Raw genomic sequence first — 26710 nt, 5'->3', positions numbered from 1 at the left:
GGCTCACCGCGACGCCGACCCGTTCCTCACCTTGACCGAGGAGGAACGGCGTCAATCCACGCCCGTCATCGCGAGCGTGGCGAAGCTCGCCAGCCAATGCTCGCCCATATAATCCCCCGCCACCGCATCCAGCGCGGCGTCGATATGGCGGGCGGCGCTATCGTCCAGCAGCGTCGCGACGGACCCCGATAGGGCAGGCCCGAGGCTCCGCATCGCCCAGGCGCGGCTGAGGTTCAGGCCATCGAGATGGGCGATCTGCCCGTCGCTCCGGTCGCTGACCCGCGCCGGGGTGAACAGCGTTTCGGGTCGTCCATCCGCCAGGGCGGGCAGGAAATCCGCGAACCAGGTCGCGAAGTCCTCCGGCGGCAACAAGCGCTGCATCGCCATCGCCTCGATCAGGACCGGGGAGAGAAAGTCCTGTCCACTCGGTTCCCAGGCCTGGGCGGCTCGGTCTTCCCCGAACCAGGCCTTGGCGCGCGCGGCCATCAGGCTTCGCAGGCTCTCATCCCCCATCACCCGCGCATAGCGGTCGATCAGCACCAGCGCGAAGGCGGTGTTGGCATGGGTGCCGACCCGCACCGGATAGGTCAGCACCGGCAGATAGTCCCGCCACCGCGCGGCGAAGGCCTCCGCCAAGGGGCGAAGCGTCGCCGCATGGGGGCTGTCCGCCACGGCCAGTTCGCTGGCCAGCATCAGCAGCCAGCCCCAGCCATAGGGCCGCTCGAACCCCCGCGAATCCGGCCGATCCAGATAGGCGCGTTCGGCCTCGACCTTCTCCGGCGTCAGCGCCTCGGCGAACAGGGCATCGATCGCACCGACTTCGGCGATATCGGGATAGAGGCGGCGTATCCGCGTCAGCAGCCAATAGCCATGGACACAGCTATGCCAGTCATAGCTGCCATAGAAGATCGGATGGACGCGGCGCGGGCTATAGAGGTCGTCGTCGCCGACATAGACATGGTCCGCCTTGTGCGGATATTCGCGCGTCACATGGCCCAGCGCGATGCGCGCGAAACGGGCGGCGAGTTCGGGGGTCATGATATCCTTCCGGAAAAGCCACAGGCGGCCAGCACCGCGATGTTGAAGACGAGGAGCAGCAAGGCGGTCGGCCATTGCACGCGGATCACCCCGAACCGGTCGCGAAGCTCCAGGATCGCGGCGGGCACGATGTTGAAGTTCGCCGCCATCGGCGTCATCAGCGTCCCGCAAAATCCCGACAACATGCCGAGCGCCGCGACGGCGGCGGGGTCGCCCCCGAAACGGTGGATGACGATCGGCAAACCGATCCCCGCCGTCATGATCGGGAATGCCGCAAAGGCATTACCCATCACCATGGTGAATAGCGCCATGCCGACGCAATAGGCGATGGTCGCGGTCAGCGGCGTGTCGAGCGCGATGACGCTGGTCACGCCGTCGGCGACTACCTTGCCGACCCCGGCCATCGCGAACACTCCGCCCAGCGCCGCCAGCATCTGAGGCAGGATCATCGCCCAGCCCACCGCATCGGACAGCCGCCGGGACTCCGCCGCGGGGGCAGTCGCGGGCGGCCGGGTCAACCGGATCGCGAGAAGCAGGGCGACCAATGCCCCCAGCGCCAACGCGACCAAAGACACCTGCTTGGGATCGATCAGCGCCACCCCCGCGATCCGGCCATCCGGCACCAGCAACGTCCCCGCCAGCGTCACGGCGGGCAAGGCGAGCGCCGGCACGAAAAGCCATGGACCTTCGCGAACGGACGAAGGCCGATCACTGCTCACCACCGGCGACGGGCGCAGGCCCCATGTCGCCAGTCCGACCATCACCAGCACCAGACACCCGTTCAACAGATCGGGCAGCCACGGCCCCGCACCGAGCAGGATCGCAAACACGCCCCAGAAGCCGACATTGCGCCACCGCGTCGCCTCGGCGCGATCCAGCGCGTGGTGGATCGCCACCGTCGCGGGCAGCGCCGCCGCCGCGATCCCCAGCGCGTCGAGCCCGATCATCAACGCCGCGCCTTCAACCGCCGGTCGAGCATCAGCAAGCGCGCGCCATGGACCAGCAGCGCGGCGATCGCGGTCGGGATCGCCCAGAGCGCGACATGCAGGGGTGCGACGATGATCCCCTCCTGCTCCAATATGGCGCGGATCAGCAGGATCGAACCGATCGCGATGAACACATCCTCGCCGAAGAACACGCCGATATTGTCGACGGCGGCGGCATGGGCGCGGATATGGTCGCGCGTATCGGGGTCGAGCGGGATCGCCTCATCCCGTTCCTCCGCCCCCTCCGCCATCGGCGCGATGATCGGGCGGACCATCTGGACATGCCCGCCCAGCGAGGTCAGCCCCAGCGCGGCGGTGATCTGGCGCAGCATCATATAGCCCAGCAACACCCGCCCCGTCGTCGCCCCCCGCAGACGCCGGACGACATCGCGCGCCCGCTCCCGCAACCCGGCCCGCTCCAGCAATCCGATCGTCGGCAGCGCGAGCCAGGCGACCGCCATGAAGCGGCTCGATACGAAGGCCTTGCCGATCATCGCGATCACCTCGACCGGCCCGAAACCCGCCGCCGCCGCGCTGGCGAAGGCCGCGACGGTCACGACCAGCAAGGGGTTCACCCCCAGCGCGAAGCCGATGATGATGATCGCGATGCCCGACAGGACCAGCATGGCCGCCCCGTCCTACAGCGTCGCGGCGGCACGCGCCGCCTGGTTATACTGGCCCGACAGGCGGCGCAGCAGATCGGCGGCCTCGGACAATGCGGCGGCGTCGGGGCCGTCGGCTTCCACCGCCGTAGACAGGATGCGTTCGCGAATGTCGCGATAGCCCGCGCAGAAATCGCGCCCCGCCTCGGTCGCGACGAGCAGCTTCTCCTTGCCCTCTCGCCGGGTCGCGATCAGCCCGGCCTTCTCCAGCTTGCGCACGGCATAGGTGACGAGGTGCGTATCCTCGATATCCAGGACCAGCGCGATATCGGCGATCCGCTTGGGCCGGTCGCGGTGGCGGACGGTGTGGAGGATCAGCACCTCGATCGGCGTCAGCGACAGTCCGGTCGCGGCGGCACAGCGCGTCATCCACCGCTGATAGGCCGCCGCCGCCAGGGTCAGGCTGAACTCCAGTTCCGACAAAGCGGGCGCGGAGCCATCGGCGAGATGCGCCGAGGAAACGATTGCCCGCCTGCCAGTCGTCATACACCCTCCCACATGTGGCGAGGATCGCTCTGGCCAATCACGCTGTCAATATGATAGCGATGATTCGTCGATAATTTATAGGCAAGGTGTTGGCGATGGCGCGCTGGTCATTCTGGATCGATCGTGGCGGGACCTTCACCGACATCGTCGCGCGCGCGCCGGACGGCACGCTGACCACCACCAAATTGCTGAGCGAAAACCCGGAACGCTATGCCGATGCGGCGGTGGCAGGCATCCGCCAACTGCTGGGCCTGTCCGACGACGACCTGCTGCCCGGCGACGTCATCGCCGAGGTCAAGATGGGAACCACCGTCGCGACCAACGCCCTGCTGGAGCGCAAGGGCACGCGCACGCTGCTGGTGGTCGATCGCGGCTTTGCCGATCTGCTCGCCATCGGCAACCAGGCGCGCCCCCGCCTCTTCGACCTCGCCATCCGCCTGCCCGAACCGCTCTACGACGGCCTGATCGAGATCGATGGCCGGATCGACCGGGACGGTGGCGAGGTGACGCCGCTGAACGAGGCGGAGGTCGCCGCGATGTTCGCCACGAAACGCGCGGAGGGCTATGAGGCGGTCGCCATCGCGCTCACCCATGCCTGGGCGCATCCCGCCGTCGAACAACGGGTCGCCGCCCTCGCCCGAGCCGCAGGATTCGCGCAGGTCTCAGCCAGCCATGCGGTCAGCCCGCTGATCGGGCTGGTCGCGCGCGGGCGGACGAGCGTGGTCGATGCCTATCTGTCCCCCGTCCTGCGTCGCTACGTCGATCGCGTCGCCGACGCGCTGGACGGCGTGCCGCTCCATTTCATGCAGTCGAACGGCGGTCTGGCCGAAGCCTCGGTCTTTCAGGGCAAGGACGCGATCCTGTCCGGCCCGGCGGGCGGCGTGGTGGCGGCAGCGCGGACGGCGGAGGCGGCGGGGATCGACCGGGTGATCGGCTTCGACATGGGCGGCACCTCGACCGACGTCGCCCTTTATGCCGGGCGCTTCGAGCGGGTGCTGGACGCCGAGATCGCCGGGGTCGAGATGCGCGTGCCGATGATGGCGATCGACACGGTCGCGGCGGGCGGCGGGTCGATCCTGCATTATGACGGCGCGCGCTTCCGGGTCGGCCCGGATAGCGCCGGGGCCAATCCCGGCCCCGCCTGTTATCGACGCGGCGGCCCCCTGACCGTGACCGATGCCAATGTCCTGGTCGGCAAGATCCAGCCCGCCCATTTCCCCGCCGTGTTCGGTCCGAACGGCGATCAGCCGCTGGATGCCCGGGCGTCGGCGCGCGACTTTGCCGAACTGGCGTCGGCAACCGGCATGGACGATCCCCGCCGGGTCGCCGAAGGCTTTCTGGAGGTCGCGGTCGCGCATATGGCGGCGGCGATCAAGCGCGTCGCGCTGGAGCGGGGCGAGGATGTCACCGACTTCGCGCTTCAGTGCTTCGGCGGCGCGGGCGGCCAGCATGCCTGTCGCGTCGCCGAGATGCTGGGGATGAGCCGGGTGCTGATCCATCCGCTGGCGGGCGTGCTGTCGGCTTATGGCATGGGGCTGGCGGATCAGGTCGCGATCCGGCAACGCTCGGTCGAGCAGCTATTGGGCGCGCCGCTCGATGACTTGGCGGCGGAACTGGGCGATGCGGCGGCGGCGGAGGTCGGCGGGGACGCTAGGCGAGTGGCGACCGTCAATCTGCGTTACGCTGGCACCGATACGGCATTGGGCGTCACGCTGGCCGATGCTCCGACGATGCGCGCGGCGTTCGAGCAGACCCATCGCGCCCGCTTCGGCTTCGTCAGTCCCGAGCGAGACATCGTGATCGAAACGCTGGTCGTGGAGGCGGTCCTGTCCGGCGAGCCGGTGGCTCCCCCGCCCCTGCCCCCGCGCGACGGACCGTTGCCGCCGCCGCTGGCCACCGTCGCCGTCTGGACCGGCGGCGCGGAGCACCCGACGCCGATCCATGACCGCGATCATCTGCGCCCCGGCGACCGCATCACCGGCCCCGCCCTGATCCGCGAAGCGATCGCGACGACGATGGTCGAGCCCGGCTGGACCCTGGAAGTCGGCTCGGGCGGCGAATTGCTGCTGACCCATGACGGCGCAAGCCAACGGAGCCTGCCCGATCCGGCGGTGGTCGATCCCGTCCGGCTGGAGCTGTTCAACACCCAGTTCATGGGCATCGCCGAGCGGATGGGTGTGGTGCTGCGCAACACCTCGGTCAGCGTCAACATGAAGGAACGGCTGGACTTTTCCTGTGCGCTGTTCGACGCATCGGGACATCTGATCGCCAACGCGCCGCACGTGCCCGTGCATCTGGGCGCAATGGGAGAGAGCGTCCGCGCGGTGCTGGCGAGCCGGGGTGGAAGCCTGAAGCCCGGCGATGTCGTGGCGCTCAACAATCCCTTCAACGGCGGCACCCACCTGCCCGATGTCACGGTCATCGCGCCGGTCTTCGGTGAGGACGGCGACATTCGCTTCTTCGTCGCCAATCGCGGCCATCATGCCGATATCGGCGGGCTGACGCCGGGATCGACGCCGCCCAACTCCCGGACGCTGGAGGATGAGGGCGTCGTAATCGACGATTTCCTGCTGGTCGACGGCGGCGAATTTCGCGAGGACGCATTTCGTCGTCTGCTGGGCGAGGCGCGCCATCCGGCACGCAGTCCGGACACCAATGTCGCCGATATCAAGGCACAGCTCGCCGCCAATGCCACCGGCATCGCCGAACTGAACGCGATGGTCGCGACCCAGGGCTGGCCGATGGTCAGCGCCTATATGGGCCATGTCATGGCGCATGCCGAGGAAAGCATCCGCCGCGTCCTGAGCAACCTGTCGGACGGCGCGTTCGACTATGCGATGGACGACGGCACGCCGTTGAAGGTCCAGGTCACGATCGACCGGGCCGCGCGGGCCGCGACGATGGACTTCACCGGCACCGGCCCGGCCAGCGCAGGCAATTTCAACGCGCCCCCCGCCGTCACGCGCGCGGTGGTACTCTATGCCTTTCGCTGTCTGGTGGGCGAAGACCTGCCGCTCAACGAGGGTTGTCTGGCTCCCCTCACCATCGTCATTCCGGAAGGCTCGTTCCTCTCTCCCCCACCCGGCAGCGCGGTGGTGGCGGGGAATACCGAGGTCAGCCAGGCGGTGTGCAACGCCTTGCTGGGGGCCTTGGGCGCATCGGCCGCGTCACAGGGTACGATGAACAACTTCCTGTTCGGTAATGACCGGCACCAATATTACGAGACGATCTGCGGCGGCGCGGGCGCCGGACCCGGCTTCGACGGCGCCTCGGCGGTGCACACCCATATGACGAACACCCGGATCACCGATCCCGAGATCCTGGAACGCCGCTACCCCGTCCGCCTCGACCGCTTCGCCATCCGCCGGGGCTCGGGCGGCGAAGGACGGCATCGCGGCGGCGACGGGGCGATCCGGGCGATCACCGCGCTCGAGCCGATGACCGCCACGCTGGTCGCCTCACGCCGGACCATCGCCCCCTTCGGCCTGGCGGGCGGCGGGGACGGCATGGCGGGCACCCAGCATGTCGAGCGCGCCGATGGCCGGATCGAGGCGATGCGGGGCACCGACCAGGTTGAACTGAAACCCGGCGACCGGATCGTGATCGAGACGCCGGGCGGCGGCGGCTACGGCCGGCCCTAGTCCTGGCGAAGCGCCGATGCCGGGGTCGCCCGGCTGGCGCTGAGGGCCTGGCCCAGGACGGTCAGCACCGCGATGCCGATGGCCAGCAGGCTCGCTCCTACGAAATAGAATGGCGACAGCGCGATGCGATCGTCGAAGCCCGACAGCCATGTCCGCATGGCGACGAACGCCAGCGGCCAGGCGATCACGTTCGCGATCAACACGGGGCGCAGGAACTGCCCGACCAGCAGCTTCACGATATCGGCGGACGATGCGCCCAGCGTCTTGCGGATGCCGATCTCGCGCACGCGCCGCGCCGTGTTGAACGACGCAAGGCCCCACAATCCGACACAGCCGATCAGCACCGCCAACCCCGCCCCGATCCCGAACAGACGGGTGGCCCGGTCGTCGGCCTGGTAGAATTCCGACAAACGCTGGTCCGCCGTTTCCACGACCAGCGGCACTTGCGGCGACAGGCGTCGCCATACCGTTCGAATCCGGCCCAGCATCGCAGCCGAACTACCCGTGTACCGGATCGCGGCGACGGCGGGGTACGGAACGTCGCGGACATATTGGTAGAATGTCGCCGTCTCGGCGGTGCGCGGCGAGGCGAAGCGGAGTTGGTCGATCACGCCGATGATCGTCCGGGGCGCGAGACGGCCGACGGTCTTGCCGATGGCATCCTCGGCCGTTCGGAAGCCCAGTTGCTCGACGGCCTTGCGGTTGATGACGACGTTGCGCCCGTTCTTCCATTTGGTCCAGTCGCTGGCATCGTCGGCACCGTGCGCATCATCGAAGACGCGCCCTGCCAGCAGCCTGGGGCCGTAGGTCCGGAAAAAATCGGGACCCACGATGACGTTGCCGAACGTCAGGGCCGGACGACCCGGCAGGTCGATCGAGTCCACGCCGTAATTGACCATCCCCGGCGCCGATCCGCTGGTTCCCACCGCTACGACCCCGGGCAGGCGGCGGAGCGCCGCCACGATCGGGCGGGCCTGATCCGGGAAGATGCGTTTGTCGGCCAGCGACGCCACGATCATCAGGCCGTCGCGCCTGAAACCCAGATCCGATCGTCGGACATGCGCCGTCTGCGCGACCAGCACGACCGTGCCGATCAGGAAGGCGATGGCGAGACTGAACTGGATCACGACCAGCGTCTCGCGAGTGCGGGTGCCACGACGCCCGCCGCCCGGCGCCTGCGCCGACGCCAGGACGGCGGCGGCGGAGAAGCGCGACAGCCGCACCGCCGGATAGGCTCCCGCCGCGAGCGCAATGATCAGTACCAACCCCACCAGCAAGGGCAGCGCGAGGGCATAGGGAAAGCGGAGCGACAGGCCGCCGGCGGCATTGATGACGGGCAGGCTCACTTCGGTCAGGATCATGCCGAGCAGGCTGGCCATCGCGGCCGTTGCCGCTGCTTCCCCCAGAAACTGGCGGATCAGGGCCACCCTGCTGGCCCCCAATACCTTGCGCACCGCCACCTCTCGCGCGCGCAGGCCGGACTGAGCCGTCGCCAGGTTTACATAGTTGATGATCGCGATCAGCAGCGTCAGGACGCCGACCATCCCCAGCGTCGCCACGGTCAGCCTGCGTCCATTGCTCTCCGCCCCGCCCGGCGGCTCCAGGTGCAGTCGGGTGATCGGCAGCAGGGAGAGCGAGATGATCCTGGTGGGATCGGGCCCCAGATCCTGTCCGGCGTGCCGACGGATGAAGGCGGGCATCTTCGCAGCGAACGCTCGTGCCGCGCCTCCATCGGGAAAGCGGAGATAGGTCGCCCCGTCGACCATGCCCCATCTGTACCACGACCATTGCACTGCGGGCGGCGGCGCGCGCGGCATCGGGATCAGGATCGAGGCCTGAAGCTCGGTCGTCTTCGGCAGATCCTCGAAGATTCCGGCGATGCGATAGACCTGCGGCGCGTCGACCGCGATGGTGATGGTCTGCCCGATAGGGTCGGCATCGCCGAACAATCGCTGCGCCTCGCTACGGCTCACCAACGCCCCCGACGGCTCGGCCAGCGCGCGGCGCCCGTCTCCACGCACCATCGGAATGTCGAACACGTCGAAGAAGGACGGATCGACCTGGACGACGTCGGCCGCGATCGCATCATCTTCGCGAATGACACTGCCTCCCAGCTTGCCGCCGCGCAGTCGTGTGCCGACCAGGCCGGGAAACTCCTGCCGCATCTGCTCGAACAGCCCGGCCATGGTCACCGGATAGGCACCGTTGAACGGGCTGCCCGGCAGATGGAGTTCGGTCCGCACGACATGGATTTCGTCATGATGCGGCAGCCATCGCTCGAAACTCGTCTCGAACCGGACATAGAGGCCCAGGATCAGGAACACCGCGATCCCCACCGCCAGTCCGCCGATGTTGAGCGCGGCGTAAAGCTTGTGGCGGGTGAGCGAGCGGTAGAGCGAGGTGAGCACGAAGCCGTTCATCATGACATCCTCCCAGGATCAGATCGCGCGGATCGCACTGGCGACGATACGCCCATGGAGCATGTCGATGCGACGCGTGGCAATATCGGCATGGCCGGGCGAGTGGGTGACCCGCGCGATCGTCGCCCCTTCGTCGTTCGTCTCGACCTCGTGCGACACATAGCGGCGCTGGATATTCCGGAGCCGGATCATGCCCGCGCACGCACCATGAACGCCAGGATCAAGCAAGGCGAAAAGCCATGCTCGGCGACATATCGCGCGCCCCTTGCGCGTATCGGCTGTTCGGTCATCATGGTGACACTGTCACTGTCCAGCGTCGGAAACGCCAAATCGCTATGAACAAAGACTTATCTTCGACAAAGGCTTTTGGCGACCCGACAGGATGGGACAAGATGTCCGCGCACGGACACTCGCCGGACCTGTCAAGCGCTTGGCGGATCTTGTTGGTCGAGGACGATCCGGTCGTGGCGCGGACGACCGACATCCTGTTCCGCCTGGCCGGACACAAGGTCGAAGTCGCCACCGATCCGCAATCCGCCTATTCGATGCTGGCCGGGCGGCGCTACGATCTGATCCTGCTCGACATGAATTTCGGGGCGGGGCGCACCAGTGGGGAAGAGGGGCTGGCCTGTATCGCGCGGATCATGGCGGACGATCCCGGCGCGCGGATCATCGTCATCACCGCGCATAGCGGCATCCGCATCGCCGTCGCCGCGATGCAGGCGGGCGCGCGGGATTTCCTGATGAAGCCGTGGCGCAAGGACGATCTGCTCGCCAAATGCGCCGCCGTCGTCGGACAGCGGGAGGGCAGCCTGGCCCCCGCCCCGCGCCCGGTCGGCGGTGGCTCGATGCTGTTGGGCGACTCCCCCGCCATGGCCGAGGTGCGGGCGATGATCCAGCGGGTCGGACCGACCGTCGCCAATATCTGCGTCACCGGGCGCTCGGGATCGGGACGGACCCTGACCGCGATGGCGGTTCATGCCGCATCGGGCGACGCCGCGACGCCGCCGCCCCGAATCGATCTGCGCGATACCGATCAGTGGCGGTCGCTCGACGAAGCGCGGGGGACCGTGGTGTTGCGATATCCCGACCGGCTGGATGCGGTGGCGCAGGCGCGGCTGCTCGACCGGCTGCTGCCGGGCCTGCGGTGCATCAGCGTGGCGGACGGGGTCGCCGTGCTGTCGCCCGCCCTGTGCCGCCGCCTCTGCACGCTGGAGATCGCGGTCCCGCCTCTGTCGGCGCGGCGCGAAGATGCGGTGATCCTGGCCCGGCATTTCGCGCGGGTCGCCGGGGAAAGCTATGGCCATGCCGCCGCCCGGCTGACCCCCGCCGCCGAGGCGATCGTGTCCGCGACCGAATGGCCGGACGAGGTGCGCGGGCTGGCGGCGTCGGTGGAGCGGGCGGTGCTGCTGTCCGATGACGGCGTGGTGGATGCCGCCGCGATCCGCCCGGCGATGACCGCATCGGTCGCCCCCGAACAGGATGCCGCCACGCCCTTCCGCCTGGACGATGCCGAAAAGCTGATGATCGTCGCCGCGCTGAAGGAGCATCGGCACAATATCTCACGCGCCGCGAACGCGCTGGGGATCAGCCGGGGGACATTGTACCGACGCATGGCGCAGCATGGCCTCTAGCGCCGAGCGGTCCGCGATCACCATCGGACTGTCGCTGGCCGCCGCCGGGGGCGTGGTCGGTATGGCCGGGACGCATGGCCTGTGGCTGGCGATGACGGGTGGCGTTCTGACCATCGCATGGCTGCTACTGCTCAACCTGCTGGCGGCGCGGCGTCCGGCCGTGCTTCCCCCCGCGCCGGTGGTGGCCGAGGAGCGCGAGACGATCCTGCACCGGATGCTGCTCGATGCTTCCCCCACCCCCTTGTTGTCGGTCGACGGCGCGGCGGTGCGGGCGCTCAACCGGGCCGCGCGCCGCCTGTTCGACACCGATGACCGAGTACTGCCCGCACCCCCGCCGTTGCTCGACGGCCAGAGTTCGCATGTCCGACATGCCGGCCGTAACTGGCGGGCGGACCGGGTCGATGTGGGCGCGCGCTCGGTCGTCGCGCTGATCGATGTGGAAAGCGAAGAGCGCACCGCCGAAGCGCGGGCCAGTGCCGAGATGATCCAGGTGCTGGGCCATGAGATGCTCAACGGCCTGGTCCCCATCGTCTCGCTCGCCGAGTGCGGGATCGCGGCTATCGAAACGCAGGACGACGACCCCATGCTCCTGCCCGAAATCCTGACGACGCTGGCCCGCCGCGCCGAGGGATTGCAGCGTTTCACCCAAGCCTATCGCTCGCTCGCGCGTCTTCCCCCGCCGATGAAGCAGCCCGTCCACCTAGCCGAGTTGATCGACGATCTGGCGCGCCTCTTCGCGAGCCGCTGGCCGGAGGCGGCGCTGAGCGTGACGGTGCCGCCCGACCTCCGCGCCGCTGTCGACCGCGACCAGCTCAATCAGGCGATCTGGGCCCTGCTCCAAAACGGCGTGGAGGCCGCAGGCGGCACGAAACCGGAGGTCGCCTTGGTGGTCGGCTGCCGAGACGGGGCGCTGACCATCGATATCAGCGACAACGGCCCCGGCATTCCGGCGGAACAGGCGACCGCGATCTTCCGCCCCTTCGCGACCACCAAAGCGACGGGGACCGGCATCGGCCTGACCCTCGCCCGCCAAATCGCGCGAGGACATGGCGGCACGCTCGATCTGCTGGCGGCGGCACCTGCGACCTTCCGATTGCGCCTGCCCGGTGGGGAGATGTCCGGGGTGGGCGGATGATACGGGGCTCAGCCCTTCGCCCCGATCCCCTCGCGTAGCAGCGCGTTGGCCACTTCCGCGATCGACTCGACCGATCGCTCCTCGTTCCAGATGCTGTAGCGAAGCCCCAGGAACACGTTCATGCCCATGATCGCCCAGGCATGTTCCTCCCCCAACCCCTCGCGAAATACGCCGCTGTCCATACCCCGTTTCAGGCGGTCCAGGATGCGGGCGGCGGTGGTCTCATAGTGGCGGCGATGGCTGGCGGGATCGACAAACTCCGCTTCGTCGATGATGCGATAGACTTCCTTATGCTCGCGCGCGAACCCCAGAAAGGCGGCGAGCGCGCGTCGTTCGGTCTCGAAGGGCGGCGTTTCCTCCGCCTGGGCGCGCCCCGCCGTCACCCGCACCCGGTCGCTCAGATCCTGGACCAAGGCGCGGAAGATCGCGTCCTTCGAGTCGAAATAGGTGTAGAAGGTGCCGAGCGCGGTCCCGGCGCGGGCGGTGATGCCGGTGATCGAGGCATCGTGAAACCCCTTCTGCCCGAATTCGATCTCCGCCGCGTCGAGCAGACGACGAAGCGTCCGGCGCCCTCGCTCGGTACGCGGGGTCTTGTCCGTATCGGGATGCGGATCGGTTCCGGTCATGCGCATCGCTCTCGCTATCCTGTCGGGCGGTACCATGCAAATGGGAAGTTGAAAGTCGGTTCAACTATCAATATGCTCCCACTCATAAGATAAAAGTCAGGGAGGGATGGAAGATGGGCAAGGCTCGTTTGCTGGGCGGCGTGGCGTGCGTGATGCTGGGCGTGGCGGGGCTTTCCGCCCCCGGTGCGGCACAGGACGCAACGCAAACCACCACCACCGACGCACAGGCGGAAACGGACAGCGGCACCAATGACGGCGACGTGGTCGTCACCGCCCGCCGCCGCGAGGAACGGCTGGTCGATGTGCCGATCGCCGTCACCAGCTTCAGCGGCGCGCAACTGGCCCAGGCGGGGGCGATCGACATCACCGATATCGGCGCGACCACGCCCAACATCACGGTCGAGGTGTCGCGCGGAACCAACTCCACCCTTTCCGCCTTCATTCGCGGCGTCGGACAGCAGGACCCGGTGTCGGGGTTCGAGCAGGGCGTCGGCATCTATCTGGACGATGTCTATCTCAACCGGCCGCAGGGCGCGGTGCTCGACATTTACGATGTCGACCGGATCGAGGTGCTGCGCGGGCCGCAGGGGACGCTCTATGGCCGCAACACCATCGGCGGCGCGGTCAAATATGTCACCAAGTCGCTGCCCCAGGAGTTTTCGCTGAAGGTGCGCGGCACCTATGGCAGCTATGATCAGGCGGACGGCGTCATCACCGTGTCGACGCCGATCTCCGACATCGTGCGGGTCGGGGCGTCGGCGGCGCGGCTGTCGCGCGGCGGGTTCGGGACCAACCTGACCACGGGGCAGGACAATTACAACAAGGACATATGGGCGGGCCGCGCGACGCTGGAGATGGGCGGTTACGGACAGCCGGTGCTGATCCGCATCTCGGGTGACTATACCAAGGACAATAGCAACCAACGCGGCGGCCACCGCCTGATCCCCGGCCAGGTGTCGGGCGCACCGGTGCTGTCGGATGTGTTCGACACGCGCGGCGGCCTCGACGATCCCCGCCAGTTCGTCGAGGCCTATGGCCTTGCCGCCAACGCCACGGCGGAGCTGGGCGGCGGGTTCACTGTCCGCTCGATCACCGGCTGGCGGCGCGACGACAGCGCCTCGCCGATCGACTTCGACGCGCTGCCCTCGGTCGATGTCGACGTGCCCGCTTATTACCGCAACCAGCAGTTCAGCCAGGAATTCCAGCTGCTCTACGACAATGACGGGCCGCTGACCGGCCTGCTGGGCGGCTATTATCTCGGGGCCAAGGCGGACACGCAGTTCGACGTGCGGCTCTTCACGACGCTCAGCGGCCTGACCGCCTTCACCCAGGCCAATGTCGATACCGAGACCTTCGCGGTGTTCGGCGACTTCACCTACAAGCTGTCCGAACAGTTCAGTCTGTCCGTCGGCGGGCGCTACACCTGGGACAAGCGGACGGCGAGCATCCTGCGGCAGAATTATCTGGGCGGGGGGTCGCCGGTGTTCGGAGGGGCGGGCGTCGCATCGGGGGCGCCCAGCACCAATTTCCGGGGATCGCGCGACTTCAACAAATTCACCCCGCGCGTGTCGGTCAGCTACCAGCCCAATCGCGACCATAATCTCTATGCCAGCTTCTCGCAGGGCTTCAAGGGCGGCGGCTTCGACCCGCGCGGCGTCGGCGTCAATGCGCCCGCCGCCATTCCCGGTCGCCCGACCGATACCGAGGTGGCCAGCTATCTGAGCTTCCGTCCCGAGACGGTCGACAGCTACGAGATCGGGCACAAGGCCAATTGGATGGACGGCGCGCTCTACACCGCGCTGGCGCTGTTCCGGATGGATTATCGCGACGTGCAGATTCCGGGCTCGGCGGGCTGCGTCGTGGGCGGTATCCCGACCTTTTGCGGGATCATCACCAATGCGGGCAAGGCGCGCTTCCAGGGTGTCGAGCTGGAAGCCAATGCCAGGTTGGGCCGCGATCTGGCGGCGGCGGGGGACCGGGTGAACCTGTCGGGCTCGCTGGGCTATATCGATGCCAAGTATCGCGAATATATCACCCAGATCGCCGGACGCGGGCCGGTGGACGTGGCGCAATATCGCAAGGTCCAGAATACCCCCGCCTGGACCGCCAGCGGCACGCTCGCCTATCACCTGCCGGTCGGCGAGGGCGAGGTGGATGCCAGCACCACCGCCTCCTATCGCAGCCGCACCTATCAGTTCGAGATCCCCAATCCCTATATCGATCAGGCGGGCTATACCCTGCTCGACGCCAATCTGGTCTATACCGCGCCGGGCGGACGCTGGACGCTGGGGCTGCACGGCAAGAACCTGACCAACAAGCTCTACAAGACCTCGGGCTATACCTTCATCCAGGCCGATGCGGTGACGGGGGCGCTGATCCCCAATGCCAACGGTACGCTGCGCCCGACGCTGGGCCGCGAGGGGACGTTGACCGCCTTTTACGGCAACCCGCGACAGGTGTTCGTGACCGCCTCGTTCAAATATTGAGCGCCCGGTCCGGACCGGGCCGGGTGACCGGCCCGGTTTTTCCCGTAAAGGAGCATGGGATGAACGCATCCACTACCGCCCCCCTGCCCTATCGCTATCGCAGCGCGGACGATGCGGTCGATCTGTTCGCGCATATCCATGCCGCCGATGGCCCACCCCTGCTGCTGATGCATGGGCTGACGCGCAATGGCGACGATTTCGATCCGCTGGTCCCGCATCTGGCCGGGCGATACCGGCTGATCGTCCCCGACCAGCGCGGGCGCGGACGATCGGGTCACGATCCCGATCCGAGCCGGTATCGCCCGGACGTCTATGCCGCCGACATGTTTCGCCTGCTCGACAATCTGGGGATCGATCGGGTCGCACTGATCGGCACCTCAATGGGCGGGTTGATGGCGATGCTGATGGCGTTCCAGGCACCCGAGCGGGTGGCGGCGATCGTGCTGAACGATATCGGCCCCGAACTCGATCCGGTCGGCCTGCGCCGTATCCAGGGCTATGTCGGACCGGCGAAGAGTTTCGCCGATTGGGATGAGGCGGCGGACGCTTGCGCCGCGATCAACGCGACCGCCTTTCCGGACTTCGGTCCCGCCGACTGGACCGCTTTCGCCAGACGGACCTGCCGGATGGGCAAGGACGGTCGTATCGCCTTCGCCTATGATCCCGCCATTGCCGACAGCATCGGCGGCGACACGCCGGGCACGGTGCCGCCCGATCTCTGGCCGCTATGGGATGCCTTGTCGGCGACGCCTACACTCGTCGTGCGCGGTGCCCTGTCGGACCTGCTCGCCCCCGCCACCGTGGCCGAGATGGCGCGCCGTCATGACGGACCTTTCGTCGCGCAGGACATACCCCGGCGCGGCCACGCCCCCCTGCTCGACGAGCCGGAGGCAGTGGCGGCGATCACCGCCTTCCTGTCCCGCTGGTGGCCCGCATGAGCGCCATGGAGCAGGGCGACCGCCGCGCCGGGCTGGTCCTGGCGATGCTGTTGCTCGTCTATATCTTCAACTTCGTCGACCGACAGATATTGGCGATCCTCGCCGCGCCCATTCAGCAGGAACTCCACCTCAGCGACCGTCAGCTCGGGCTGCTGGGCGGTATCGCCTTCGCGCTTCTCTACTCGACACTGGGCGTGCCACTGGCCTGGCTGGCCGACCGGACCAGCCGAAGCTGGGTCATCACCGGGTCGCTGGTCTTGTGGAGCGGCTTCACCGCGCTGTGCGGGCTGGCCGGGGGCTTCTGGCATATCTTCCTCGCGCGGCTGGGCGTCGGCATCGGCGAGGCGGGCGGCGTCGCGCCCTCCTATGCGATCATCAGCGAATATTTCCCGCCGCGCAGGCGTGCCTTCGCGCTGTCCGTCTATTCGCTGGGCATTCCACTGGGGTCGGCGGCGGGGGTGCTGGCGGGGGGCTATATCGCCGCGCGGGTCGACTGGCGCGCGGCGTTCATCGCGGTCGGGCTGGCGGGCGTGCTGATCGCACCGCTGGTTCGTCGCGTCGTCCGCGACCGTCCGCGTGTCGTACCGGCAAACATGGCGGTCGAAGCCCCCCGCTTCGCCGACGTCGCCCGCACCCTGGCTGCCAAGCCGTCCTTCTGGCTGCTCTCCTTCGGTGCGGCGAGCAGTTCGATGCTGGGCTACGGCCTCGCCTTCTGGCTGCCCAGCCTGTTGCGGCGCAGCTTCGGGCTGGACCTGATCGGCACGTCGCATTTCCTGGCGGCGATCCTGCTGATCGGCGGGACCAGCGGGATATTGGGCGGCGGCTGGCTGGCCGACAAGCTCGGCGCGCGGGACCGGGCATGGTTCGGCTATGTCCCCGCCATCGCCTATATCGTCAGCATCCCGTTCTTCGCGGGCGGCATTTATAGCGGCGATGTGCGGGTCGCCTTCGCCCTCTTCCTGCTGCCCCAGGCGCTCGCCTATGTCTGGCTGGGGCCGGTCCTGTCGGCGGTGCAGAATCTGGTCGCGGCGAATGCGCGGGCGACGGCGGCGGCGCTGTTCCTGCTGATCAACAACCTGATCGGACTGGGCGGCGGCATCTATGCGATGGGGGCGCTGTCCGATGCGTTGACGCCGATCTATGGCACCGATGCGCTGCGCTATTCGATGCTCTATGCACTTGTCCTCTACGCGCTCGCCGCGCTCCTGATCGGGCTGGCCGGGCCCCGCTTGCGCCGCGACTGGGTGGGGTGAGCGCGCTCAGCCCTGCCACCCGCCGCCGAGCGCCAGGAACAGCCTGACCTGATCGGTCGCCAACCGTGTTTGGGCGGCGGCGAGCGTCTGTTCGGCGGCGATCGCGGTGCGCTGGGCATCCAGGACCGAGAGGAAGCCGGTACGCCCCGCGCGGAACAGCGTCTCGGCGTCGCGCGCCGCCTTGGCCGCCTGGGCGTTCGCATCACGCAGCGCGGCGGTGCGGTCGAGATCGCGGGCATAGACGGTCAGCGCACTCTCCGTCTCGCGCAGGGCGCCCAGCACCGTACCGTCGAAGCGGGCAAAGGCCGCGTCGCGCTCCGCCTCGGTCGCCGCGATGCGCGCCCGGACCCGCCCGCGATTGGGGAATTGCCAACTGATCAGCGGCCCCAGCGAGAATTTATAGGTGTCACTCGAAAGCGCCCGCTCGGCCAGACCGACCGAGCCGATCGACGCCCCCAGCGAAACCTGCGGATAGAGCGCAGCCGTCGCCACGCCGATCCGTGCGGTGGCGGCGCGCAATTCCAGTTCGGCGCGGCGCACATCGGGACGCCGCCGGAGCAGCGCGGCGCCGTCGCCGATGGGGATTGGCTGGGTCAAACGCGGCTCCGCGCTGCACGTGGCGACATCACGGTCGAACTCGGCGGGGGGACGCCCGGTCAGGGTCGCCAGCCGATAGAGCGCCAGACGCCGCGCCGCCTGCAACCCCGGCATGGTCGCACGCACCTGCGCCTCCTGCGCCGAGGATCGCGTGGCATCCAGCGAGATACCCCGCCCCCCGCGCACCAGCCGCCGGGTCAGGGCCGTAGTCCGCGATTGCAGCGCCAGCGCCCGCTCCGCCACGCCGATCTCGCGCCCCGCCGAACAGGCGTCGAGATAAGCCTGGGTCGTGTCGGCGACCACCGTGACGCGCACCGCATCATAGGCGGCATGGGTCGCGGCCAGATCGGCATTGGCCGCCTCGACCGCGCGCCGGACCTGCCCGACCAGATCGACCTGATAGGAAATGCCCGCTGTCGCCGAATAGACGAAGTTGCTGGGCAGGGCCGCACCCGGCAGCAATTCCTCCTCCGCCGATCGCTGGGCATAGCCGGGGGCGGCCTGGAGGCTCGCCTGGGGGCGGCGATCCTGCTCGACCAGATCGACCGAGGCCTGGGCCCGCGCGATGTTCGCGGCGGCGACGCGAAGGTCGGTGTTCGCGGCCAGCGCCTGTTGCACCAGACGGTCGAGCGTCGGATCCCGATAAAGCTGCCACCAGCGACCGGGCACCGGCTGAAGCGCGGCGAAGGCCGCCTCGTTCCCGCCAACGAAGGGCGCGGCGGCGCCGGGCTTGTCGATCACCGCCGATAACGGGCGGTGATAATCGGGGCCGACGGTCGAACAGGCGGCAAGCAGCGTGCCGGTCAGGAGCGCGGTGGTGCGACGCAGCGTCATGCGGCGGCTCCGGCCTTGCGCGGCAGGACCTCGACCGTCGCGGTACGCCCGACCACCAGCGTCTCGCCCGCAGGCAGGCGATCGATCGCGATACGGACCGGAATGCGCTGCGCCAGGCGAACCCAGCTGAAGGTCGGATTGACGTTGGCGAGCAGGTTCGCGCCCGCGCTCCGGTCCCGGTCCTCGATGCCCCCGGCGATGCTCTGGACATGCCCCATGATGTCGTGATCGTCGCCCATCAGGCGGACGCGGACGGGATCGCCGACATGGACGCGGGGCAGCTTGGTTTCCTCGAAATAGCCGATGATGTGCAGCGAGCCGCGATCGATGATCGCGAATTCGGGATGGCCCGCGCTGGCATAGTCTCCGGGTCGCAGATCGAGATTGCTGACCGTCCCGGCGACGCTGGCCTTCACCTCGGTCCGCGCCAGGTTCAGCCGAGCGGTGGCCAGCGCGACCCGCGCCTGGTCCAGCGCGGCGGCGAGTTGCACGACCTTGGCATTGCCCTGTTCGCGCACCTCGCCCGCGACCAGATCGCCCAGCGTCCGGTTACGCTGCGCCTCACGCCGGGCCTGGGCCAGTTGCGCCGCCTGGGACGCGACGGCGGCCTCGGCCTGCGACACCGCAAGCCTGTAGCGGGGCGTGTCGACGCGGAACAGCGGCGTGCCGACGACCACCTGCTGATTGTCCCGCACCAGCACGTCGGTGACGAGGCCCGAGACGTCGGGGGCGACCTGCACGATGTCGGCGCGCACCCGGCCGTCGCGGGTCCAGGGCTCGGTCTCGTAATGCGCCCAGAGGCGGCGCCCTGCCAGCAGCGCCAGCGCCACCACGATCAGGGTCACGACGATGCGCGCCGCGACGCGCAGGGAGGGATGGAATGTCATAGCGTGTTCAACCGAAAAATGCCGAAGCGGGCGAGCCGCCGGTGATCAGACCGGCGATCCCGGCCCAGAGAATGATGGTAAGCGCCACATCGAACAGGCCGCGATGCCAGACGAAGCGGTAGAGCCGCACCTTCGCCAGCGCCCAACCGATGATCTCGGCCGCGATGAAGGCCAGGACGGCGGCGATCAGCAGCGGGTGGACGAAGACGCCCGCCAGATCCAGGTCGCCTGTCATGCCGCCAGCCTTTCTTCGGTCCAGCCCGGCGCGGCGGGGAAGACGTTGCGGCGCAGGCCGACCAGCGCCGCCAGCCGATCCGGCTCCGGGCTCTGGGCGATCGCGCCGTCTATCGCGTCGAGCAGATCGGGCGGCGGCGCGGGGTCGCGCCCCTCGACCAGTTGCCGGAACCAGCCCGCCAGCGACGCGCGCAGCACCTGATGCTCGGGACCGGGCGCGAGCTGGACCAGATTATAGCCGATCCGCAGTTCGCGCAGAGCGGCGGCGGCATCGTCGCGGTCCTCATCCTCCACCTCGCCGACGCGCCCGGCGAGCAGGCCGACACGGTCGAGCATCCGGCTTCGCCAGACGGGCAGCAGCGCCGGACGCTCGGCCAGGGCGGCCAGATCGCGCCAGCCCGCACGGCGGAGGCGGCGGATCGCCGTTCCCGCGCCGATGCTCCGCACCAACCGGGTCATGGTCATCGCCGCGACGATCCCGATGATCTGGGCGACATTGCTGTTGAAGAAGCTCGCCGCATCGTCGCTGTACATATTGGTCAGCGCCAGTCCGCCCGCGAAGCCGATCAGCATCGGCAACATCCGCCCATACCAGGACGGCACCGCCATCGCCGCTCCCAGTGCCAGCAGTGGCGGAGCGAGCGCGAGACAGAGCATGACGAACCCGCCGATCGCCGGGAGAATGGCGAAGAGATAGACGGCGACCAGCGGCACCGACGCCAGCGTCCAGACGAGAAAGCCGCGCTGCGCCGGTACCGGATCGTCCAGCGTGGCGAAGAAGCAGCAGACCACCGCCGCGATCATCGCCGCCACCGCCCCCTCGGGCCAGGCGGTGACGATCCAGACGGCGCAGCACCCGATGATGGTCAGGAAGGTCGCCGTCGCCGACAACAGGGCAAGGCCGTAATCGCGGTGCAGCGGCCTGCCGCCGCCCTCGGCGATCACCGGGCGCGGCGTCTCCGGGTCGGCCACCGCCGCGACCAGCGCGCGGGTCGTGCCGAGCGCCTCGACCAGTTCGGCCAGACGCATGGTGAGGTTGAGCGTCACCAGCCCGCGCCAGTCCGACGCCACCGGGGGCGGCGGAATGACGGGCGCGTCGAGCGTCGGATCGAGAACCCAATTGCGTACCTCGGCCACCAGTTCCGCCACGCCTTCGGGCAGCGGACCCTCGGCGGTCAGGCTGCGCAACCGGTCCTCCAGCGCGGATACCAGTGGGATCAGCTGCACCAGTCTGTCCTGCAAGCCGGTCAGCAATGCGCGCGTCGGGCGGATGCGTGCGGTGTCGAAGGGGATATGGGTCGCGGTGACGTGAAGGTCGGTCACATCGGCAGCCAGCCTCCGCCGCTCGGGCGAGGTCCGTGCACTCGCCTCGACCGCCAGGATATCGGCGATCCAGCTTTCGGCATGGGCGAGGACGGCCTTGGCCCGCACGCCGTAAACCCCCGCGACGCTGCGCGGCCACACGACCGAGTGGACGATCGCCGCGCACAGCACACCGATACCGATTTCCTGCACGCGCAGCACGGCGGTGTCGAAGATCGCCTCCGGATGCAGGACCGAGGGGAAGCCGATCAGCGCCGCGGTATAGCCCGCCAGCATGAAGACATAGGCTCGCGGTGTCCGGTCGAGCAGCGACACGAACTGGCACCCCGCCACCCACAGCGCGAGCGCCAGGCTGAGCAGCACCGGCGCGTTGACCAGCGTCGGCACCAGAAGCACGGTCACGAGCCCGCCGATCACCGTCCCGATCAGCCGGAACACCGCCTTCGACCGGACCGCCCCGCTGAGCGGCTGGCTGGTGATATAGACGGTCATCATCGCCCAGAAGGGCCGGTCCAGCCCGAGCGAGAAGGACAGGAACAGAGCCAGCATCGCCGCCGCGAAGCAGTTCAGCGAGAAGACCGTCTCGCGCAGGCCGATCAGGGGCATCGCGATCATTCCCGGTCGTCGCCGAATGCGGCATAAAGCTGGTCGAGCACGTGGCTGGCCGCCTTGAGGTCCGCGTCATCGACCTCGGCGAACAGCTCGGCCCGGATCTGCGCGGTCCGCTCCTCCACCTCGGCGGCGGCGGTCCGGCCCTCGTTCGTCAGGTGCAGCAATCGTGCGCGCTTGTCCGTCGCATCGACCCGACGCTCCACCAGCCCGCTCCGCTCAAGCTGGTCGATCAGGGGCACGACCGATGGCGCCTCCATCCCCAACTGGTCCGCAAGAGCCCCCTGCCGCATGCCGTCCTCGGTCCGCCCGATCAGCATCACCGCCAGCGCCGCCGTGTGCGACAGCGACAGGCCGGCAAGCCCGCGATCGAGATAGCGTCGATACGCCCGTGCCATCGGCACGAGCCGCGCAGAGAAATGGCGGCGAAGGGAAGTAGAATCAGTCACATCCATTTAGATAGATACCTACCTATCTAAATGCAACTCGATCTTTCCTGGGGTAGAAACCGGTATCTCCCCACCGTCGCCGCGTGGAATCCGACTTACGTAATTGCCCGGCATGGAGTAGTTGCGCATCATGGCAACAGTCCGCCCATCCGAAGCCATTGCGCCGTGCGGGCTTGCCGACCCCGATACCGGGAATGCAACGCCATCGACGTCGCGCTCGATGCCGCCCTTTCTGCGGGGCGGCGGACGTTGCGCGGAGCTGATCGGTCGGCAGGACTGGTCGGCGACCGGCCTGGGGCCGATCGAAGCATGGCCCGGCTGTCTGCGAACCACGCTCGCCATGCTGCTTCGCTCGCCCGTGGCGATGACGATGCTGTCGGGCGCGGACGGCGTCCTGTTCTACAATGATGCCTATGCGACGATCGCGGGCGACTGGCACTCGCGCCTTCTGGGATCGCGGATGCGGGACGGCTGGCCGAACGACCTATTGTTCGACGACCATGTCGTGGCCGAATGCCTGGCCGGGGGCACCGTTCGATATCGCGATCGCGAAGTGATGCTGAACCGCAACGGGCGCGCCGAGCCCGCCTGGTTCCATCTCGATTATTCGGCACTGATCGATGACACCGGGAGCCCCGCCGGGGTGATCGGCGTCCTGACCGAGACGACGGAGGGGGTCACCGCCGCCAGGCGATCGTCCTTCCTGCTCAGGCTGGCCGACGATCTGCGCACATTGGAAACCCCGACGGAGATCATGGAGGTCGCCGCCGAACGGCTCGGGCAGCAGATGGCGGCCAGCCGAGTCTTCTATGCCGAGATCACGACGCGCGGCTGGATGACGGTCGAGCGCGATTATGCGCGGGGCGTGTCCTCCATCGTCGGTCGGCATTCGCTGGAGAGTTTCGGCCCCGACCTGCTCGCCGCCTATCGCGACGGAGCGCCGGTCGTCGTCCGCGACGTCGGCGGCGACCCGAGGCTGAGCGACGGGGCGCGGACCGGGCTACAGGCGCGCGAGGTCGGCGCGTTCATCGACGTGGTGCTGTTCCAGGAGGACGAATGGGTGGGCCTGCTCGCCGTCCAGAACGCCACCCCGCGCATATGGAGCGCGGCGGAGGAGGATCTGGTCCAGGAGGTCGGCGAACGGGTCAAGGCCGCCGTCGAGCGTACCCGCGCCGAGGCCGCGTTGCGCGCGCTGAAGGGCACGCTGGAGCAGCAGGTGATCGAGCGGACCGCCGATCTTCGCCGCTATCATGACATTGTCGAGGCGACGTCCTCGCCCATCTGCGCCTTCGACACCGACTATCGCCTGATCGCCTTCAATCGCGCGCACCAGAGCGAGTTCCACCGCGTCAATGGCTTCGAGACGCGGATCGGCGATGTGTTTCCGGACCAGTTCGAGGACGCCCAGCGCGCGACCATGCGGGAATTGATGCACCGCGCGCTGACCGGCGAGAGCTTCACCGTGACCGAAGCCTTTGGTCGCGCCGAATTCGGGACGCCGTCCTGGGAAATCTCCTACACGCCGCTGCGGGATGATGCCGGGCATGTGATCGGCGCTTTCCATCAGGCGAACGACGTGTCGGTGGCGATGGCGGCCCGCGCCGAACTGGAGGTGGCGCAGGAAGCCTTGCGGCAGAGCCAGAAGGTCGAGGCGATGGGCAGCCTGACCGGCGGTGTCGCGCATGACTTCAACAATCTGCTGACCCCGATCATCGGCTCGCTCGACATGCTGATGCGCAAGGGGATCGGGACCGAGCGCGAACGCCGGCTGATCGACGGCGCGCTGCAATCGGCGGAGCGTGCCAAGACGCTGGTCCAGCGCCTGCTCGCCTTCGCCCGTCGCCAACCGCTTCAGGCCATCGCGGTCGACATGGCACAGCTGATCCACGGCATGACCGACCTGATCGAGTCGACCGTCGGCCCCACCATCGCGGTGCGGATCGACCTGGAGCCCGACCTGCCCCCTGCCCTGGCCGACGCCAACCAGCTGGAAATGGCGCTGCTCAACCTGGCGGTCAACGCGCGCGACGCGATGCCGGAGGGTGGAGAGCTGAACATCTCGGTCAAGACCTGCCTGGTCGGGGCGATGGAGGCCAAGGAGGTCGTCCCCGGCCGCTATGTCTGTCTGGGCGTCGCCGACACCGGGGTCGGCATGGACGAGGAAACCCTGCAACACGCGATCGAACCCTTCTTCTCGACCAAGGGCGTCGGCAAGGGCACCGGCTTGGGCCTGTCCATGGTGCATGGTCTGGCCGCGCAGCTTGGCGGCGGCCTGACCATCGAAAGTGCGGCCGGTGTCGGCACGCATATCGTCCTGTGGCTGCCACCCAGCGACTTGAAGGTCGCCGCCGCCAGTCCCGACGCGCAAGAAGCGCCGGGGGTGCAGAACGGCGGAACGGTCCTGCTGGTCGACGATGAGGACCTGGTGCGGCTCAGCACCGCCGACATGCTCGCCGATCTGGGCTATGAGGTGGTCGAGGCCAGTTCCGCTTCGGAGGCGCTGGACCTTGTCCGCGCCGGGCTGCGGCCCGATTTCCTGGTGACCGACCATCTGATGCCGGGGATCAGCGGAGCGCAGCTGGTCCGTGAACTGACCGACCGGGTTCCCGGCATGAAGGCGCTGATCGTGTCGGGCTATGCCGAGACGCACGGGATCGACCCGAGCATGGCGCGGCTCAGCAAGCCGTTCCGCAACGAGGAACTCGCGGCCAGCCTCGCCGCGCTCGACCTGCGGATGGCGTCGAACCTATGATGGCCGAGCGGCGATGCCCTGCGCCCGCTGCCAGTCCCGATAGCCGATGACCGCCAGACCGATCATCACCGCGTATAGTCCGGCGGTCAGCATCAGGTCCTTGAAGACGAACATCCCGACATAGACGACATCCACCGCGATCCAGAGCAACCAACTCTCGCGGTGCCGACGCGCCGTCCAATATTGCGCAACCAGGCTGAAACTGCTGAGCGTCGCATCCAGCCAGGGCAATGTCGCATCGGTATGGTGGCTGGTGAACCACCCGATCCCCAGTGCACCCAGCGCGCCGACCGCCAGGCCCGCCAAGCCCCCCGATCGGGGCAGCGGCACGACCGTGACCACCGCCGTATCGCGCCTGTCGCGGCTCCAGACGATCCAGCCATAGAGGATGCCGATACCGAACACCGCCTGAAGCACCATGTCCGCATAGAGGCGGACGTCGAGGAACAGCTTGAAGTACAAGGCGCAGGCGACGAGGTTCAGCGGCCAGCACAGCATGTTGCGCCGCGCCGTCAGCCAGATCGCCAGAAAGCTGATCGCGACCGCCGCGATTTCGAGCGGCGTCATCGGGCGCTTCCACCGTTGCGCAAGGAGGCGAGAAAGTCCCGTCCGGCCGCCGACATGAACCATTCCGCATGGCCGAGAAGATACCCGTCCCAGGCAAGCGATGCCGCCGCCGCGTCGCCGACGATCCCGGCAAAATAGTCGATCTCGGACAGTGCGAATTCGATGTGGACGAGCGGCAGCAGCCGGAGGATCGCCTCCCTCCCCTCATCCCCCAACGGGGTTATCGTCTCATATCCCGCGATCAGGGATAGCGCCGCCATCGGATCGGCGATGGCGTCGTCCCTCCCTTCCCCCAATTCCAGCCATGCAAAGGCGGTCCGCTCGATCGCGATTGCCAGATCATAGGCCGCGCAGGTCCGGTCGGCCAAACCGAAGTCGAACACGGTCTCGACCACGCCGCTCGCAGTCCAGAGGAGATTGGAGGGGTGCCAGTCATTGTGCGTCCATAACGGCCTCTGCGCCGCGACCAGCGGCGCCAGTCCTTCGCCGAACGCCGCGAACAGCGCCGACAACCGGCTCCGCCACCGCCGCCCCGCCAGGAACGCGGCGAGCGCCGGACGCGCCTCGACATAGGCCTCGGTCGCGGCCATCGGGTCGGCGGCGGACAGGATATGGAAGCTGGCGACCAAAGGCTGCACGGTCCGCGCCGGTGCGTCGAACCCTTCCGACGCACGGTGCAGCCGCGCGAGCGCGACCCCGGCGGCATGGGCGTGTTCATGGGATCGGAACGGCGTCCAAGATTGCTGGTCGCGGTAAAGATCGTCCCCCGCCGCCCGCATATGGAGCTCGTACGTCCAATCCCCTAGCGCGACCGCGCTCGCCCCCTCCACCGTGCGCAGGACCTCGGGCACCGACAATCCCGCGCGCGCCAGATGGGTAATGAAGGCATGTTCCTCCACCAGTCCCGCGATCGTGCGAACCCGGCGATCATGCCGCTTTAACAGAAGCGTATCGCCCGCCGTCTCGATCAGCGTCACCGCCGAAAAGGGGCGCGGCGAATGCCAGCGCAACGCCTCGACCGGCGCGGCTCCCGGATAGCGGGCCAGTACCTCCGCCGCCTCATGGGACGTGATGGCGGGCCAGACGGGCGCTTCCAGGGCCAGTCCCATGCCATGCACGAGATGATCGGTGGTCGAGGCGGCGGCGGTCATGG

Annotated in this window: 20 protein-coding genes and 1 pseudogene; 7 read left to right on the top strand and 14 right to left on the bottom strand. The window is 68.3% G+C overall.

What is annotated here, in order from left to right; all coding sequences use genetic code 11:
- Positions 1-51: 51 nt before the first annotated feature.
- From OXQ33_RS03060 to OXQ33_RS03045, 4 genes are read right to left on the bottom strand one after another with little or no spacing between them, the layout of a single operon-like run.
- On the bottom strand, positions 52-1038 hold the full coding sequence (locus OXQ33_RS03060; protein ID WP_267433213.1) for a DUF2891 domain-containing protein: 987 nt from the start codon (positions 1036-1038) through the stop codon (positions 52-54).
- Positions 1035-1985, bottom strand: coding sequence for a DUF979 domain-containing protein (locus tag OXQ33_RS03055; protein ID WP_267433212.1), 951 nt, complete (start codon positions 1983-1985; stop codon positions 1035-1037). Before OXQ33_RS03055 ends, OXQ33_RS03060 begins: the two co-directional genes overlap by 4 nt.
- Positions 1985-2650, bottom strand: a complete 666-nt coding sequence (locus OXQ33_RS03050; RefSeq protein WP_267433211.1) for a DUF969 domain-containing protein — start codon at positions 2648-2650, stop codon at positions 1985-1987. Before OXQ33_RS03050 ends, OXQ33_RS03055 begins: the two co-directional genes overlap by 1 nt.
- A gap of 12 nt (positions 2651-2662) precedes the next feature.
- A complete protein-coding gene (locus tag OXQ33_RS03045; protein ID WP_267433210.1) occupies positions 2663-3172 on the bottom strand; it encodes a winged helix DNA-binding protein in 510 nt (169 codons plus the stop codon).
- A gap of 95 nt (positions 3173-3267) precedes the next feature.
- Between OXQ33_RS03045 and OXQ33_RS03040 the strand changes: the two genes are divergently transcribed.
- Positions 3268-6813 (top strand): hydantoinase B/oxoprolinase family protein, encoded by a 3546-nt coding sequence (locus tag OXQ33_RS03040; protein ID WP_267433209.1) that lies wholly within the window; start codon positions 3268-3270, stop codon positions 6811-6813.
- On the opposite strand, the gene OXQ33_RS03035 is transcribed toward OXQ33_RS03040, so the two are convergent.
- Positions 6810-9236 (bottom strand): ABC transporter permease, encoded by a 2427-nt coding sequence (locus OXQ33_RS03035; RefSeq protein ID WP_346015333.1) that lies wholly within the window; start codon positions 9234-9236, stop codon positions 6810-6812. The two genes, OXQ33_RS03040 and OXQ33_RS03035, sit on opposite strands and share 4 nt — an antisense overlap.
- Before the next feature lie 15 nt (positions 9237-9251).
- A pseudogene (locus OXQ33_RS03030) lies at positions 9252-9371 on the bottom strand (ABC transporter ATP-binding protein); the annotation flags it as partial.
- Positions 9372-9625: 254 nt separating this feature from the next.
- Between OXQ33_RS03030 and OXQ33_RS03025 the strand changes: the two are divergent.
- Entirely contained in the window at positions 9626-10867 is a 1242-nt protein-coding gene (locus OXQ33_RS03025; protein WP_267433208.1) for a response regulator, read from the top strand.
- Positions 10857-12002, top strand: coding sequence for a HAMP domain-containing sensor histidine kinase (locus OXQ33_RS03020; protein WP_267433207.1), 1146 nt, complete (start codon positions 10857-10859; stop codon positions 12000-12002). The genes OXQ33_RS03025 and OXQ33_RS03020 overlap by 11 nt, the downstream gene beginning before the upstream one ends.
- Positions 12003-12010: 8 nt before the next feature.
- Here OXQ33_RS03020 and OXQ33_RS03015 read toward each other — a convergent pair whose 3' ends face one another.
- A complete protein-coding gene (locus OXQ33_RS03015) occupies positions 12011-12628 on the bottom strand; it encodes a TetR/AcrR family transcriptional regulator (protein ID WP_267433206.1) in 618 nt (205 codons plus the stop codon).
- A 113-nt stretch (positions 12629-12741) separates the two neighbouring features.
- On the opposite strand from OXQ33_RS03015, the gene OXQ33_RS03010 reads away from it, so the two are divergent.
- The 3 genes from OXQ33_RS03010 to OXQ33_RS03000 are packed head-to-tail and all read left to right on the top strand — an operon-like array spanning position 12742 to position 17305.
- On the top strand, positions 12742-15114 hold the full coding sequence (locus OXQ33_RS03010) for a TonB-dependent receptor (RefSeq protein ID WP_267433205.1): 2373 nt from the start codon (positions 12742-12744) through the stop codon (positions 15112-15114).
- Between the two features lie 59 nt (positions 15115-15173).
- Complete coding sequence (locus OXQ33_RS03005) at positions 15174-16052, top strand: alpha/beta hydrolase (protein ID WP_267433204.1); 879 nt, start codon at positions 15174-15176, stop codon at positions 16050-16052.
- Complete coding sequence (locus OXQ33_RS03000; protein WP_267433203.1) at positions 16049-17305, top strand: MFS transporter; 1257 nt, start codon at positions 16049-16051, stop codon at positions 17303-17305. The genes OXQ33_RS03005 and OXQ33_RS03000 overlap by 4 nt, the downstream gene beginning before the upstream one ends.
- Before the next feature lie 6 nt (positions 17306-17311).
- On the opposite strand, the gene OXQ33_RS02995 is transcribed toward OXQ33_RS03000, so the two are convergent.
- From OXQ33_RS02995 to OXQ33_RS02975, 5 genes are read right to left on the bottom strand one after another with little or no spacing between them, the layout of a single operon-like run.
- A complete protein-coding gene (locus tag OXQ33_RS02995) occupies positions 17312-18736 on the bottom strand; it encodes an efflux transporter outer membrane subunit (protein ID WP_267433202.1) in 1425 nt (474 codons plus the stop codon).
- Positions 18733-19623 (bottom strand): HlyD family secretion protein, encoded by an 891-nt coding sequence (locus OXQ33_RS02990; protein WP_267433201.1) that lies wholly within the window; start codon positions 19621-19623, stop codon positions 18733-18735. Before OXQ33_RS02990 ends, OXQ33_RS02995 begins: the two co-directional genes overlap by 4 nt.
- A 7-nt stretch (positions 19624-19630) precedes the next feature.
- Positions 19631-19858 carry a DUF1656 domain-containing protein gene (locus OXQ33_RS02985; RefSeq protein WP_267433200.1) on the bottom strand — a complete coding sequence of 76 codons (228 nt, stop codon included), beginning with the start codon at positions 19856-19858 and terminating at the stop codon, positions 19631-19633.
- Positions 19855-21795 (bottom strand): FUSC family protein, encoded by a 1941-nt coding sequence (locus OXQ33_RS02980; RefSeq protein ID WP_267433199.1) that lies wholly within the window; start codon positions 21793-21795, stop codon positions 19855-19857. Before OXQ33_RS02980 ends, OXQ33_RS02985 begins: the two co-directional genes overlap by 4 nt.
- Positions 21792-22238: a MarR family transcriptional regulator gene (locus OXQ33_RS02975; RefSeq protein ID WP_267433198.1), complete on the bottom strand. Its 447-nt coding sequence runs from the start codon at positions 22236-22238 to the stop codon at positions 21792-21794. Before OXQ33_RS02975 ends, OXQ33_RS02980 begins: the two co-directional genes overlap by 4 nt.
- 220 nt (positions 22239-22458) lie before the next feature.
- On the opposite strand from OXQ33_RS02975, the gene OXQ33_RS02970 reads away from it, so the two are divergent.
- Positions 22459-24990 (top strand): ATP-binding protein, encoded by a 2532-nt coding sequence (locus OXQ33_RS02970; RefSeq protein ID WP_267433197.1) that lies wholly within the window; start codon positions 22459-22461, stop codon positions 24988-24990.
- Here the strand turns inward: OXQ33_RS02970 and pnuC are convergent.
- Together pnuC and OXQ33_RS02960 are read right to left on the bottom strand one after the other, a co-directional pair.
- Positions 24985-25557: a nicotinamide riboside transporter PnuC gene (gene pnuC, locus OXQ33_RS02965; RefSeq protein WP_267433196.1), complete on the bottom strand. Its 573-nt coding sequence runs from the start codon at positions 25555-25557 to the stop codon at positions 24985-24987. The two genes, OXQ33_RS02970 and pnuC, sit on opposite strands and share 6 nt — an antisense overlap.
- Entirely contained in the window at positions 25554-26708 is a 1155-nt protein-coding gene (locus OXQ33_RS02960) for a phosphotransferase (RefSeq protein WP_267433195.1), read from the bottom strand. The genes pnuC and OXQ33_RS02960 overlap by 4 nt, the downstream gene beginning before the upstream one ends.
- Between the last annotated feature and the right edge of the window lie 2 nt (positions 26709-26710).

Origin of the sequence: Sphingomonas sp. GM_Shp_1 (genome assembly GCF_026540895.1) — a bacterium.
Classification (GTDB): Bacteria; Pseudomonadota; Alphaproteobacteria; order Sphingomonadales; family Sphingomonadaceae; genus Sphingomonas.
This window is presented reverse-complemented; position numbering and strand designations above follow the sequence as displayed.

Excerpts from the sequence above, each read along its gene's own strand:
- OXQ33_RS02990 (WP_267433201.1), bottom strand. The coding sequence starts at position 19,623 with ATGACATTCCATCCCTCCCTGCGCGTCGCGGCGCGCATCGTCGTGACC.
- OXQ33_RS03060 (WP_267433213.1), bottom strand. The coding sequence starts at position 1,038 with ATGACCCCCGAACTCGCCGCCCGTTTCGCGCGCATCGCGCTGGGCCAT.
- OXQ33_RS03035 (WP_346015333.1), bottom strand. The coding sequence starts at position 9,236 with ATGATGAACGGCTTCGTGCTCACCTCGCTCTACCGCTCGCTCACCCGC.
- OXQ33_RS02970 (WP_267433197.1), top strand. The coding sequence starts at position 22,459 with ATGCCGCCCTTTCTGCGGGGCGGCGGACGTTGCGCGGAGCTGATCGGT.
- OXQ33_RS02995 (WP_267433202.1), bottom strand. The coding sequence starts at position 18,736 with ATGACGCTGCGTCGCACCACCGCGCTCCTGACCGGCACGCTGCTTGCC.
- OXQ33_RS03015 (WP_267433206.1), bottom strand. The coding sequence starts at position 12,628 with ATGACCGGAACCGATCCGCATCCCGATACGGACAAGACCCCGCGTACC.
- OXQ33_RS03045 (WP_267433210.1), bottom strand. The coding sequence starts at position 3,172 with ATGACGACTGGCAGGCGGGCAATCGTTTCCTCGGCGCATCTCGCCGAT.
- OXQ33_RS03025 (WP_267433208.1), top strand. The coding sequence starts at position 9,626 with ATGTCCGCGCACGGACACTCGCCGGACCTGTCAAGCGCTTGGCGGATC.
- OXQ33_RS03050 (WP_267433211.1), bottom strand. The coding sequence starts at position 2,650 with ATGCTGGTCCTGTCGGGCATCGCGATCATCATCATCGGCTTCGCGCTG.
- OXQ33_RS03040 (WP_267433209.1), top strand. The coding sequence starts at position 3,268 with ATGGCGCGCTGGTCATTCTGGATCGATCGTGGCGGGACCTTCACCGAC.
- OXQ33_RS03005 (WP_267433204.1), top strand. The coding sequence starts at position 15,174 with ATGAACGCATCCACTACCGCCCCCCTGCCCTATCGCTATCGCAGCGCG.
- OXQ33_RS03055 (WP_267433212.1), bottom strand. The coding sequence starts at position 1,985 with ATGATCGGGCTCGACGCGCTGGGGATCGCGGCGGCGGCGCTGCCCGCG.
- OXQ33_RS03000 (WP_267433203.1), top strand. The coding sequence starts at position 16,049 with ATGAGCGCCATGGAGCAGGGCGACCGCCGCGCCGGGCTGGTCCTGGCG.
- pnuC (WP_267433196.1), bottom strand. The coding sequence starts at position 25,557 with ATGACGCCGCTCGAAATCGCGGCGGTCGCGATCAGCTTTCTGGCGATC.
- OXQ33_RS03010 (WP_267433205.1), top strand. The coding sequence starts at position 12,742 with ATGGGCAAGGCTCGTTTGCTGGGCGGCGTGGCGTGCGTGATGCTGGGC.
- OXQ33_RS03020 (WP_267433207.1), top strand. The coding sequence starts at position 10,857 with ATGGCCTCTAGCGCCGAGCGGTCCGCGATCACCATCGGACTGTCGCTG.
- OXQ33_RS02960 (WP_267433195.1), bottom strand. The coding sequence starts at position 26,708 with ATGACCGCCGCCGCCTCGACCACCGATCATCTCGTGCATGGCATGGGA.
- OXQ33_RS02980 (WP_267433199.1), bottom strand. The coding sequence starts at position 21,795 with ATGATCGCGATGCCCCTGATCGGCCTGCGCGAGACGGTCTTCTCGCTG.
- OXQ33_RS02985 (WP_267433200.1), bottom strand. The coding sequence starts at position 19,858 with ATGACAGGCGACCTGGATCTGGCGGGCGTCTTCGTCCACCCGCTGCTG.